This is a genomic window from Polaromonas sp. P1_G2, assembly GCF_056405515.1.
Map to the genome: position 1 here is coordinate 1 of NZ_JBFUBY010000106.1, position 12,849 is coordinate 12,849.

The following is a 12,849-nucleotide window of genomic DNA, read 5'->3' on the forward strand; positions in this document are numbered from 1 at the left end:
TGGTGGGGTGACGGTCCAGGCGGTGCACGGCGGGGCCGGCGCCGGCGAACAGGTTGCCGAACACGCAGTAGCGCCGCAGGTTGGGCTGGCCGCCGACGATGGGCACAAAGGCGTTGCCGGCATGCGGCTGCAGGATGCGGATGGCAGCGCCTATGCTGCCGATCTCGGGGGCGCTGTCAAAGGTCGAGCAGGTCTTGTAATGCATGACGGGTGCGCCCAGGCGCGCGAACAGCCGGCCCACCGGTTCAAGCTCGGCGCGCATCTCGCCGGGGTTCATGGCGCGTGCCGCGCCGGCGATGCCCAGGCAGTCCAGCGTGCCGGCGCGTTCCAGCTGCGCATCGGTCGGCAGGCCGAGGAAGAGCAGGCTGCGAAGCCCAGCCCGCGCGGCCGTGGCCAATGTATCTGTGGCACCGGTGAAGTCGTCGCCGTAGTAGGCGATTTTGAGAGCGCCGTCGTTCAAGCCCATGGGTTATTTGCCGAAGAAGGCCAGCGCCGCCGCGAGTTCGGGCGCGTTGCGTGCATGCTCGGCCAATGCCACGCCGGCACGCGCGGCTTCCCAGGCCTGGCGGATGCTGGCCACGCCGGCCGCCGGGCCGCCGGGGTGCGCGAGTATGCCGCCGCCGGACATAAAGAGCAGGTCGTCGCTTTTGATGGCGGCCCAGGTCGCGGGCACGGTGCCGGCCCACTGGCCGGACGAGAAGGCCGGCATGACGCGGTCGTCAAAACCGGCGGTCAGTGGCGTGTAGCAGTCGCGCGCGGAGGCTATCACCTCCTCATCGGCCTGCGAGAACTTGCCCTGCAGGCCGTGCACATGCATGTGGTCGACGCCGGCCAGGCGCCACAGCGTCTGGTAGGCCTGGAAGGACATGCCCAGCAGCGGGTGCCGCGACAGCGCGCCGTAGCCGTTGCGGTGGCCGTGGAGGGCCAGGCCGGTGTGGCGGCGCAGCGTCTGCATGCCCGAGTAGCCGCACCAGTTGAGGCTGGCCATCACGCAGCTGCCGCCTTCGCGTTCGACCAGGTCGGCGTGGCGTTTCATCGCGTCGGTTTCGTCGGTGATGTTGAAGGCCACCATCACGTGTTTGCCGGTGCGCTGCTGGTGATCCCGCACCATGGCCATCACGGCCGGCACGCGTTCACTCAGCGGCGCATGGGCCGGGTTGGCGCAGACCTCGTCGTCCTTGATGAAGTCCACACCCGCGGCGCACAGGCGCGCGACGAGCTCGGCGGTCTGCGCGGCGCTGAAGCCGACGTTGGGCTTGATGATGGTGCCGACCAGCGCGCCGCTTGCCACGCCGGTGGCCTTGCGCGTGCCGGCGATGCCGACCTGCGGCATGTCGAAGAAGGCGCGGTAGCCGGCCGGCAACTGCAGGCTTTCCAGGCGCAGGCCGCTGGCCTCGCCGAGGTCATAAAGATTGCCAGAGACGGTGGCGGCCAGCGTCGGCAGGTTGGCGCCCACATTGGCGACGGGAAAGGAGATGCGCACGCGCGCGCGTCGCCACGGGCCGCTGTGGCCTTTGCGTTCGAGCAGGGCGTTGGGCAGGCTGGGCGCGGTGGCGGATTCGAGTTCGTCGATCTGCTCGACCGTGGCGCGCGCGCGCAGGCGCAGCTCGTCGGTTTCGCCCTCGACGCGCGTGAAGGTGCCGCAGGACTGTTCGCCCGCCATGACTTCGGCGACCTTCTCGGGCGCCAGCGGGGTTTCGATCAGGTAGGTGGCTTCAAAGCGGTCGGCTTGCATGGCGGTGCTCAGAGTTTGCTGAGGTCGGGGAAGGGCCGCACCGGCTCGCTGCCGTCCCAGTTTTCGGAGGAGGCGCGTATCAGGTCGAACATCTTGCCCTTGGGGCCGGCGACTTCGGACAGCTCGATCACGGTGCCGGGGTGGTATTCGGTGTCGAAGTAGATGAAGCGGCCTTTTTCGCCGACTTCGCCGCTCATCACGGGCTTGAAGCCTTGCTTCAGCAGGCGCGCCAGGTCGGCGTCGTAGTTGCTGGTCCAGTAGGCGACGTGCTGCAGGCCGGTGCGGCCGGCGCGCAGGAAGTCGCGGTACATGGAGGGCACGTCGTTGCGCGTCTGGATCAGCTCGACCTGCACAAAACCCGAGTTAGCCAGCGCCACCGAGTTGTGCGGTTCGTGCGATTCACCGCGGTAGCTGTAGTTTTTGATGGGCACCTTGGGGTTGTAGAACCAGGGGCCGACGCCCAGGGTTTTGCTCCAGTAGTCCATCGCGGCCTCGATGTCGGGCACGACGTAGCCCAGCTGGCGGATCTCGCCAAAAAATTTGCTCATGGGTTTGCTCCAGTGAAAGGGTGTTTAGTTTTTGAGGAAGCCGGTGGAGAACCAGGGCACGGCGGCCACCAGGGCCAGGCCTATGAGCAGCGCGCCCATATAGGCCCAGATGTAGGGAATGCCTTCGTCGGGGTCGACCTTGCTGACCGCGCAGGCGCCGTAATAGCCGACACCGAAGGGCGGCGCGAACAGGCCTATGCCCATGGCGAAGATCACCACCATGGCGTAGTGCACGTCGTGCACGCCGACCATGCGGGCGATGGGAAACAGCAGGGGGCCGAACAGCACAATGGCGGGAATGCCCTCGAGCACGCTGCCCAGGATGACGAAGGCGACGATGGACACCGCGAGGAAACCGTAGGCGCCGCCGGGCAGGCTGCCCATGACACGCGCCAGGTCCTGCGAGAAGCCCGACTGCGTGAGGCCCCAGGCCATGGCGGTGGCACAGCCGATGATGAACATGATGGCGCCGGTCAGCGACGCGGTCTCTATCAGCATGGGCATGAGCCGGCGCCATGGGAACTGGCGGTACAGGAAGAGGCCGGCCAGCACCGAATAGAAGATGCCGATGGTGGACACCTCGGTGGCCGTGGCCACGCCCTCGACCACCGCGGCGCGGATCACGAAGGGCAGGATGATGGCGGGCAGGGCGATCAGCAGCAGCTTGCCGATTTCGCGCTTGCTGTGGCGCGCGACGCCGCTCAGGTCTTCATGGCGGTAGCGCCACCACACGACCGTGCAGAGCGCCGCGCCCAGTACCACGGCCGGCAGYAGGCCGCCGGTGAACAGCGCGGCGATGGAAACGCCGGTGACCGAGCCTATGGTGATCAGCACGATGGAGGGCGGGATGGTTTCGGTCTGCGCGCCGGTGGCCGACAGCAGGGCCACCAGGTCGCCGGGCTTGGCGCCGCGCTTTTTCATTTCGGGGAAGAGCACGGGCGCGATCGCTGCCATGTCGGCGATCTTGGAGCCCGAGATGCCGGAGACCAGGTACATCGCGCCTATCAGCACATAGCTGAGGCCGCCGCGCACATGGCCCAGCAGGCTGGCCAGGAACTGGATCATGGCCTTGGCCATGCCGGTCATCTCGATCAGCGCGCCCAGGAAGATGAACAGCGGCACCGCCAGCAGGATCATGTGCGACATGCCTTCGTCCATGCGGCCGACCATGACCAGCAGCGGCGTGGACGTCGTGAGCGCGAGGTAGCCGAAGGTGGCCAGTGCGAACGAGAAGGCAATCGGCACGCCCGACAGCACGGTGCCGGCGACGACGGCCACAAAAAAGAGGATCAGGTTGAGTTTGCCCAGCGGCTGCAGCAGCGGCTGCGCGAACCAGAACAGCAGGACCACGGCGGCGGTGCCGGCCAGTGCGATGCCGGTCTGCTTGAAGGAGCTGATGCGCAGCAGGCGCAGCACCGCCACGATGACCATCAGCGCCATGCCGATGGGGATGGCCGAGGCGCGCCAGGCGTTGTTGACTTCCATGGCCGCGGTGACGATGAAACTTTCTTCATAAGCATATTCCGAGGCCGGGTAGATCACCAGCACCAGGAAGGCAATCGACGCGGTGATCGCCAGGGTGTCGAGCAGCGCGCGGGTGTGTGGCTTGACCTTGTTGACCAGCGCCGTCATGCGCATGTGCTCGCCGCGGCGCAGCGCGACGACCGCACCCAGCATGGACAGCCACAGGAACATGATGGAGGCCAGCTCGTCCGACCAGACCAGCGGCGCATGGAAGACATAACGCGAGACCACGCCGGCGAACAGCACAAAGATCTCGGCCAGCACCAGGGCGGCGGCGATGGACTCCACCACATGACCCAGGCCGCGGTCGGCCTTGTGCGCGAGGTGGCTCAGCGCGTTCGGGGGAGGTGCGCTCGCGGTGGGTGCGCTAGGAATGTGGGACATGCGGTCTGACTCCGGAAGGAAGGCGAGATAACTGAGGCAGCTGGTTTTGCCCCTTCCCCCGCTGGGGGAAGGTTGGGATGGGGGGCTTGCGGCCTTGGAAGAAGCGCTTGCTCAAGCGCCGCTGGCCCCCACCCCTGCCCTCCCCCAGCGGGGGAGGGAGTAAGAGAGGGGAGAACTGCTTACGCGAGCTTGCCCACTGACTGTTCCAGCAATCCCCAGGCCTCAGCCCCAAAACGCTCTTTCCACTCGCCATAGAAACCGGCTTCACGCAGCTTGGTGCGGAAGCTGTCGGCCGTCGGGCGGTTGATGGTGAGGCCCTTGGACTGCAAATCGGCCACTACGGTTTCGTTGAGTTTCTTGATGTCCTCGCGCTGCTGCAGGCCGGCTTCGTTGATGGCGCGGGCCACGATGGTCTTGAGGTCGGCGGGCAGCTTGTCCCAGGCGCGGCCGTTGGCGATGAACCAGTAGCCGTCCCAGATGTGGTTGGTCAGCGAGCAGAACTTCTGCACTTCATAGAGCTTGGCGACCTGGATGATGGGCAGCGGGTTTTCCTGCGCATCGACGATCTTGGTCTGCAGCGAGGAATAGACCTCGCTGAACTGCAGGCTGGCGGGCGCGGCGCCCAGGCCCTTGAACATGGAGATCGACAGCGGGCTCACGGGCACGCGTATCTTCAGGCCGTCCATGTCTTTCGCCGTGGTGACCGGTGCCTTGCTGCTGGTGGTCTGGCGGAATCCGTTGTCCCACATCTTTTCAAACGCATAGAGACGGCTCTTGCTGATGGCTTCGCGCACATGCGCGCCCAGCTTGCCGTCCATCGCGCCCCAGACCTGGTTGTAGTCGCTGAAGGCAAAACCCACGGCATTGATGGCGGCCACCGGCACCAGCGTGGCGATGACCAGCGCGGACGGCGTGAAGAACTCGATGCCGCCTGAGCGCACCTGGGCCAGCATGTCGGTGTCGCCGCCCAGCTGGTTGTTCGGGAAGATCTTGATTTCGACGCGGCCGTTGCTTTCTTTCAGGATGCGGTCGGCGGCCTGCTGGGCGCGGATGTTGAGCGGGTGGGTGACGGGCAGGTTGTTGCCGTACTTGTAGGAGAACTCGGCGGYGCGGGCCATGGAGGGCAGGGCGGCGGCGATGCCGGCGGCGGAGGCTGCGGACAGGGTGCGCAGCACGCTGCGGCGGGTGACTTCGGTCATGGTTTGTCTCCAGTTTTGTTTTGATGCGTTTTGATGCATCATTGGGTGAAAGCAGCGCAACGATAGGCGCAGGGCATTTAATCGTCAAACCGAAAAAATGATGGATTTTGATGTATGAGGGTTATCCCTGATGGATCGGAGGGGCAGCAGCAGCGGGCACGCGTGGTGGACATTGCGCGCGCCGCCGGCGTTTCCACTGCCACTGTAGACCGGGTGCTGAACCAGCGCCCCGGCGTGCGCGGAGCCMCCGCGCAAAAAGTGCTGAAGGCCGCGGCCGAGATGGACTACCTGCCGGAGACGGGCCTCTATGCCGCGCTGGCGGCGCCGCCCATGCGGCTGACGTTTCTGTTGCCCGACGGCAGCAACCGCTTTATCCGCATGCTGGGCGACACGGTCGGCTATTCGCAGGAGCACCTGACGCCCTTCAACGTGAAATGCCGCACCGAGCTGTTTGAAAGCTTCAACCCGCAGCAACTGGCCGCCAGCCTGCAGCAGCAGGGCAAGCGCAGCGATGGCATCGCCTTCATGGCGCTGGAGCATCCGGCGGTGCGCGAGGCCGTCAGCGAACTCGCCGAAAAAGGCGTGCCCGCCATCACGCTGATCTCCGACCTCTCGGGCTCGCAGCGCGCCGGTTATGTGGGCCTGGACAACCGCGCGGCCGGGCGCACGGCCGGCTACCTGGTGGGCCGCTTCATCGCGCCGGGCGCGCGCGGCGGCAAGGTGGCGCTGATCGCCGGCTCGCTGAGCTACCGCGCCCATGAGGAGCGCGAAGCCGGCTTCCTGCATGTGATCGAGGAGATGTTCCCGACGCTGCAGGTGGTGGGCCTGCGCGAAGGGCAGGACGACGCGCAGAAAAATTACCAGCAGACGCGCACGCTGCTGGAGCAATACCCGGACCTCGCGGGCATTTACAACATCGGCGGCGCCTCGGACGGCGTGGCGCGCGCGCTCAAGGAAATGGGGCGCGAGCACAAGGTGGTCTTCATAGGCCACGGCCTCACGCCCGACACGCGCGCCATGCTGATAGACGGCAGCATGGACGCGGTCATCACCCAAAGCCCGCAGTCGGCCATGATGAGCTGCGTGCGCATGTTCACCAACCTGCGAGACGGGCGCGACGTGATGAGCGGTGTCGACGCGGTGCGCAGCCAGGTCATCTTCCGGGAAAACCTGCCCTAAAGCCGGCTCTTGATGGCTGCCGTTGCCACGAAAGGCCTGGGTGCATACAATGGCCCTAGCTTGTCGGGGTGCCAAAGATTTCCGTAAGGAGTATCGAGGCTGAGATCGCAGTATGCGAGACCCGCTGAACCTGATCGGGGTCATCCCCGCGTAGGGAACAACGCAATTGGCTCCGGCACYCCGTAGCGGCACCCCCAGACGCCGCMCATGGACCTCCCGGCTCCCCAGCAGGCACCCCACCTCCTGGAGAAACACATGGCCAAAACCCGACTCACCGTTGACACCCAAGACCTCACGAGCCGCATCACGCGCGCGCCGTTTCCCGGCTCGAAAAAGATCTACATCGAGGGCTCGCGCCCCGATATCCGCGTGCCTTTTCGCGAGGTCACGCTGACCGACACCCTGGTGCACGAAGGCGCCGGTGAGCCGCGCCGCGAAGCCAACCCTCCCCTGCGCCTGTACGACGCATCCGGCGTCTACACCGACCCGGCCTCTCCCATCGACATCACGCGCGGCCTGCCGCCGCTGCGCGGCGCCTGGATCAACGAACGCCAGGACACCGAGGCCCTGCCCGGCATCAGCAGCGCCTACGGCCGCGAACGCCTGAACGACCCGGCCCTGGCCGCGCTGCGCATGGCGCATGCGCCCGTGCCGCGCCGCGCCAAGGCGGGCGCCAACGTGTCGCAAATGCACTACGCGCGCAAAGGCATCATCACGCCCGAGATGGAATACATCGCGGTGCGCGAAAACCTGGTGCGCGCGCAGCTGGCCGAACGCCTGGCGACCGAGCGCATGCCGAAAAAAGGGCATTCCTTCAACGCCGCGATTCCGGAGCAGATCACCGCCGAATTCGTGCGCGACGAGGTGGCCCGCGGCCGCGCGGTGATCCCGAACAACATCAACCATCCCGAGAGCGAGCCGATGATCATCGGCCGCAACTTCCTGATCAAGGTCAATGCCAACATCGGCAACTCGGCGGTCACCTCGAGCATCGAGGAAGAAGTCGACAAGCTGGTCTGGTCGATTCGCTGGGGCGCCGACACCGTGATGGACCTCTCGACCGGCGAGAACATCCATGAAACCCGCGAATGGATTTTGCGCAACTCGCCGGTGCCCATCGGCACGGTGCCGATCTACCAGGCACTCGAGAAAGTCAACGGCAAGGCCGAGGACCTGACCTGGGAAATCTTCCGCGACACGCTGATCGAGCAGGCCGAGCAGGGCGTGGACTACTTCACCATCCACGCCGGCGTGCGCCTGGCCTATGTGCCGCTCACCGCGAATCGCCTGACGGGCATCGTCTCGCGCGGCGGCTCSATCATGGCCAAGTGGTGTTTGTCGCACCACAAGGAAAGCTTTCTGTACGAGYGCTTTGACGAGATCTGCGAGATCATGAAAGCCTACGACGTGTGCTTCTCACTGGGCGACGGCCTGCGTCCCGGCTCGATCGCCGACGCGAACGACGAGGCGCAGTTCGCCGAGCTGCACACGCTGGGCGAGCTCACGCAGATCGCCTGGAAGCACGACGTGCAGGTGATGATCGAAGGCCCCGGCCACGTGCCGCTGCAGCTCGTGAAGGAAAACGTCGACAAGCAGCTCGAAGCCTGCTTCGAGGCGCCCTTCTACACGCTGGGCCCGCTGATCACGGACATCTCCCCGGGCTATGACCACATTTCCTCGGCCATGGGCGCGGCCAACATCGGCTGGTACGGCACGGCCATGCTGTGCTACGTGACGCCCAAGGAACACCTGGGCCTGCCCAACCGCGACGACGTGAAGCAGGGCCTGATCGCCTACAAGATCGCCGCGCATGCGGGCGACCTGGCCAAGGGCTACCCGGGTGCGCAGATGTGGGACAACGCAGTCTCCAAGGCGCGCTTCGAGTTCCGCTGGGAAGACCAGTTCCGCCTGGCGATAGACCCCGACACAGCCATGGCCTACCATGACGAAACGCTGCCGAAAGAGAACGCCAAGGTCGCGCATTTCTGCTCCATGTGCGGGCCGAAGTTCTGCTCCATGAAAATCTCGCAGGAGGTGCGCGAGTTCGCGCGGCTCAACCCGGCCACCACGACGCTGGCGCCGGCGGGCGGGACGATTCCGATCAAGCAGATCGCGACCGGTTTTGAAGAGAAAGCCAAAGAGTTCCGCGAAGGCGGCAGCGAGATTTATTCCTGAGCAATTCCTGACATGAGCACCTTGCACATCGGCATCGCGGGCGCGGGCCTGGCCGGCCGCACGCTGGCCTGGCGCCTGCTGCGCGCCGGCTGCCGCGTGAGCCTGTTCGATGGGCGGGCGCGCGGCGATGTCGCCACGGCTTCGATGACGGCGGCGGCCATGCTGTCGCCGCTGGCCGAGCTTGCGGTGTCCGACGACGCCGTGTTCGCGCTGGGCCAGCGCTCCATGCAGCTGTGGCCGCAATGGATAGGCGAGCTGGCCGATGCAGGCCTGCCGGTGTATTTCCGGCGTGAAGGGACGCTGGTCGTGGCGCATGCGCCCGACCAGAGTTCGCTGGCGCATTTCGCGGGCTTGTTGCAGCACAAGCTGCCCGTGGCGGTGCGCGCGCAGGTGCACACGCTGGACGCGGCCGCGCTGGCGCGCGCCGAGCCGGCGCTGGCTGGGCGTTTTGGCAACGGCCTGCTGCTGGACGGTGAGGGCCAGCTGGCCAACGACCAGTGGATGGCCGCGCTCGCGGTGGAGATAGACCGGCTGGGCGGCACGTGGCTTGAAGGCGTGGCGGTCGACGCCGTGGAGGACGATCACATCGAATGCGCGGGGCAAACTTACGGCGTGGATGTCGCGGTCGATGCGCGCGGCGTGGGCGCCAGGGAAAGCTGGCCACAGCTGCGCGGCGTGCGCGGCGAGGTGCTGACCGTTGAATGCCCGGGCGTGAGCCTGCAACGCCCAGTGCGATTGATGCACCCGCGCTACCAGCTGTATGTGGCGCCGCGCCCCCATCACCAGTTTGTGGTCGGCGCGACCGAGCTGGAGTCGGAAGACACCGGGCCGGTGACCTTGCGTTCCACGCTGGAGCTGGGCAGCGCACTGCACAGCCTGCACCCGGCCTTTGGTGAGGCAAGGGTGTTACGCCTGGCGGCAGCCTTGCGCCCGGCGCTGGACGATCACCGGCCAACGATTGCGCAGCGGGATGGCGTGTGGCATATCAACGGCCTGTACCGCCACGGCTATTTGTGCGCGCCGGCGCTGGTCGAGGACCTGGTCCATCAACTGCTGGGACAGAACCATGAGTGACATGACAAGCACGATCAATATCTCGCTGAACGGCGAAACCATTCAAACCGACGCGCCTACCCTGCAGGCCTTGCTGCTGGCGCGCGGCTACCCGCTGCAGGGCGCGTTTGCCTGCGCTATCAACAGCGGCTTTGTGCCGCGGCCGCAATGGCCTGATCGCCGCTTGAATAGCGGCGACCGCATAGACATCGTCACCCCGATAACTGGAGGTTGAATGGACACCACCACTGTTTCATCCCCCATCGCCCACGGCAGCCCCTGGACCGTCGCCGGCGTCACCTTGTCCAGTCGCTTCTTCCTGGGCACCTCGCATTACCCCTCGCCGCAGGTGCTGGGCGACGCGGTGCGCGCCAGCGGCACCGAGGTGCTGACGGTGGGCCTGCGCCGCCTGCAGCCTGAAAGCGGCGGCGGCAACAGCTTCTGGCAGCGTGTGCAGGCCATGAACTGCCGCATCCTGCCCAACACGGCGGGTTGCCACAGCGCCGAAGAAGCCGTCACGCTGGCGCAGATGGCGCGCGAGATTTTCGGCACGCCCTGGATCAAGCTTGAAGTCATAGGCGACGACTACACGCTGCAGCCCGACACGGTGGCGACGCTGGAAGCCGCGACCACGCTGGTGAAGGAAGGTTTTGCCGTGTTCGCCTACACCACCGACGACCTGGTGATGGCGCAGCGCCTGCATGCGGCGGGCTGCGCGGCCGTGATGCCCTGGGCCGCGCCCATCGGCACGGGCCGCGGGCCGCTGAACCCTTACGCGCTCGAAACCATGCGCCGGCGTTTGCCCGATGCGGTGCTGGTGGTTGACGCCGGCCTGGGCCGGCCCTCGCATGCCGCGCAGGTGATGGAGCTGGGTTTTGATGCCGTGCTGCTGAACACCGCGGTGGCGCAGGCCGGCGACCCGGTGCGCATGGCGCGCGCCTTTGCCGACGGCGTGGCGGCCGGCCGCGCGGCGTATGAGTCCACCCCCATGCCTGAGCGTGCGGCGGCGCAGGCCTCGACACCGACGGTAGGTGTTCCCTTCTGGCATTCCCCTTGAGATCTCTATGAAGTCCTTTGCCCCCCTCACTGGTCCCATCGGTTTTTACCCCGTCGTGCCCGATGCCGCCTGGGTGCGGCGCCTGCTGGGTTGGGGCGTGCGCACCATCCAGTTGCGCATCAAGGCAGCCGACCACGATGCGGAAGAGATCGCCTGGGAAGTTCGCACCGCGGTGGCGGCCGGGCGCGACGTGCCGGGCGCGCAGGTGTTTATCAACGACCACTGGCAACTGGCGCTGGAAGCAGGCGCCTATGGTGTGCACCTGGGCCAGGAAGACCTGGACACGGCCGACATTGCGGCCCTGCGTGAAGCGGGCATACGTCTGGGCCTGAGCACACACACGCCGGCTGAGCTGGCGCGGGCGAAGGCGGTGAAGCCGTCCTACCTCGCCATAGGCCCCATCTACCCGACGACGCTCAAGGTCATGCCTTACGAGCCCGTGGGGCTGGAGCGCCTGAAGCTGTGGGTGCAAGACGCGGCGCCTTACCCGGTGGTGGCGATAGGCGGGATCTCGCTGGCGCTGGTGCCTGGCGTGATGGCTTGCGGCGTGGATGGCGTGGCGGTGGTCAGCGCGGTGACACTGGCGGCGGACCCGCAAGAAGCGGCGCTGCAGGGCTTGCGGCTGGCCAAACACTAAAAAGAGAAGGGCTGCGGGGAAATCCGGCAGCCCTTTTGCAGTGAACGCCCGCGGCGATCAGGCCGACAGCGCTGGATAGTCGGTATAGCCTTTTTCGCCGCCGCCGTAGAAGGTGTTCTTGTCGGGCGTGTTGAGCGGCGCTTTGGCGCGCAAGCGTTCCACCAGGTCGGGGTTGGCGATGTAGGGCTTGCCGAAGGCGATGAGGTCGGCGCCATCGGCCACGGCTTTTTCAGCGAGTTCCTGGTCATAGCCGTTGTTGACCATCCAGGCGCCCTTGCCGCCGGCCTTGCGGTAGGCGGCTTTGAGCGCTGGGTAGTCGAAGGGCCGGTCATCGAGTTCACGCGGGCCGCCGGTCGCGCCTTCGATGACGTGGACGTAGGCCAGGTTCAGGCCGGCGAGTTGCTTGACCACGTATTCAAACAGGGTCTGCGGCTTGCTGTCGTGCACGTCGTTGGCCGGGGTAACCGGCGACAGGCGTATGCCGGTGCGGCCGCCGCCGACCGCGTCGGTCACGGCGCGAGTGACTTCGAGCAGCAGGCGTGCGCGGTTTTCGATGCTGCCGCCGTAGTCGTCGCGGCGCTGGTTGCTGCCGTCCTTGAGGAACTGGTCTAGCAGGTAGCCGTTGGCGCCGTGAATTTCCACGCCGTCAAAGCCGGCAGTCTCGACGGCGTTGCGCGCCGCTGCCGCGAAAGTGTGCACGATGCCGGGGATTTCGCCGAGATCAAGCGCTCGCGGCTCGGAAGTCTCGACAAAGGTCGGCACACCGTTTTCGATCAGCACCGTCTTGGTCTTGGCGGTGATGGCCGAGGGCGCGACCGGCTTGCCACCATTGGGTTGCAGCTTGGTATGCGACACACGGCCCACATGCCACAGCTGCACAACGATCTTGCCGCCTCTTTCATGCACGGCATGGRTGACTTTTTTCCAGCCGTCCAGCTGTTCGCTGCCGTACAGGCCGGGCACGTCGGCATAACCCTGGCCCTGGTGGCTGACGGCGGTGGCCTCGGTGATCAGCAGGCCGGCGCTGGCGCGCTGGGCGTAATAGGTCCGGGCGATAGCCGGCGGCACGGCGTTGGGTGAACGGTTGCGCGTGAGCGGCGCCATGACAACGCGATTGGCAAGGACGAGGTCACCGGCTTTGTTGGAGTCGAATAAGGTGGGCATGGAAAGGTCCTGAATGGGGGCTGAATGAAAAACAGGGCCAGTTTGGCCCTGTTTCGATTGGCTTGCCCAACACAGGTTGCTGGTTTCATGCTATTGACCGCAAGGATCTGGCTGTCCCCGCTCCCGAACCCGCTCCCGCTTGCCCCGTCCTGGCTGGGCCGAGGAGCGCAGACGTAGGCGGATCAGGGATCGCG

The 12,849-nt window shown here is 66.2% G+C and carries 12 protein-coding genes and 1 riboswitch; of the genes, 6 read left to right on the forward strand and 6 right to left on the reverse strand.

Annotated elements, in window-relative coordinates:
* From AC1D0P_RS12765 to AC1D0P_RS12785, 5 genes are all read right to left on the reverse strand, one after another.
* On the reverse strand, positions 1–466 hold a 466-nt coding region (locus AC1D0P_RS12765; protein ID WP_477677080.1), incomplete at its 3' end, for a four-carbon acid sugar kinase family protein.
* A gap of 3 nt (positions 467–469) precedes the next feature.
* A complete protein-coding gene (locus tag AC1D0P_RS12770) occupies positions 470–1,735 on the reverse strand; it encodes a ribulose-bisphosphate carboxylase large subunit family protein (protein ID WP_477677081.1) in 1,266 nt (421 codons plus the stop codon).
* Between the two features lie 8 nt (positions 1,736–1,743).
* Positions 1,744–2,283, reverse strand: a complete 540-nt coding sequence (locus AC1D0P_RS12775) for a VOC family protein (protein WP_477677082.1) — start codon at positions 2,281–2,283, stop codon at positions 1,744–1,746.
* A gap of 24 nt (positions 2,284–2,307) precedes the next feature.
* Positions 2,308–4,191, reverse strand: a complete 1,884-nt coding sequence (locus AC1D0P_RS12780; RefSeq protein ID WP_477677083.1) for a TRAP transporter large permease — start codon at positions 4,189–4,191, stop codon at positions 2,308–2,310.
* 179 nt (positions 4,192–4,370) lie between these two features.
* A complete protein-coding gene (locus AC1D0P_RS12785) occupies positions 4,371–5,390 on the reverse strand; it encodes a TRAP transporter substrate-binding protein (protein ID WP_477677084.1) in 1,020 nt (339 codons plus the stop codon).
* A 114-nt stretch (positions 5,391–5,504) separates the two neighbouring features.
* Here AC1D0P_RS12785 and AC1D0P_RS12790 point away from each other — a divergent pair, with 114 nt between their 5' ends.
* The 6 genes from AC1D0P_RS12790 to thiE all read left to right on the forward strand — a co-directional run bounded on the left by AC1D0P_RS12790 (position 5,505) and on the right by thiE (position 11,491).
* Positions 5,505–6,569, forward strand: coding sequence for a LacI family DNA-binding transcriptional regulator (locus AC1D0P_RS12790; RefSeq protein WP_477677085.1), 1,065 nt, complete (start codon positions 5,505–5,507; stop codon positions 6,567–6,569).
* Between the two features lie 54 nt (positions 6,570–6,623).
* Positions 6,624–6,743: riboswitch (TPP riboswitch) on the forward strand.
* Between the two features lie 81 nt (positions 6,744–6,824).
* The gene (gene thiC, locus AC1D0P_RS12795; RefSeq protein ID WP_477677086.1) at positions 6,825–8,744 is read left to right on the forward strand and encodes a phosphomethylpyrimidine synthase ThiC; all 1,920 of its coding nucleotides are present in this window, start codon (positions 6,825–6,827) and stop codon (positions 8,742–8,744) included.
* 12 nt (positions 8,745–8,756) lie between these two features.
* A complete protein-coding gene (thiO, locus tag AC1D0P_RS12800) occupies positions 8,757–9,818 on the forward strand; it encodes a glycine oxidase ThiO (protein ID WP_477677087.1) in 1,062 nt (353 codons plus the stop codon).
* Complete coding sequence (gene thiS, locus AC1D0P_RS12805; RefSeq protein ID WP_477677088.1) at positions 9,811–10,032, forward strand: sulfur carrier protein ThiS; 222 nt, start codon at positions 9,811–9,813, stop codon at positions 10,030–10,032. Before thiO ends, thiS begins: the two co-directional genes overlap by 8 nt.
* Positions 10,033–10,854: a thiazole synthase gene (locus tag AC1D0P_RS12810; protein WP_477677089.1), complete on the forward strand. Its 822-nt coding sequence runs from the start codon at positions 10,033–10,035 to the stop codon at positions 10,852–10,854.
* Positions 10,855–10,861: 7 nt separating this feature from the next.
* Positions 10,862–11,491 carry a thiamine phosphate synthase gene (gene thiE, locus AC1D0P_RS12815; protein ID WP_477677090.1) on the forward strand — a complete coding sequence of 210 codons (630 nt, stop codon included), beginning with the start codon at positions 10,862–10,864 and terminating at the stop codon, positions 11,489–11,491.
* A 57-nt stretch (positions 11,492–11,548) separates the two neighbouring features.
* Here thiE and AC1D0P_RS12820 read toward each other — a convergent pair whose 3' ends face one another.
* Positions 11,549–12,655, reverse strand: coding sequence for an alkene reductase (locus AC1D0P_RS12820; RefSeq protein ID WP_477677091.1), 1,107 nt, complete (start codon positions 12,653–12,655; stop codon positions 11,549–11,551).
* Positions 12,656–12,849 lie beyond the last annotated feature (194 nt).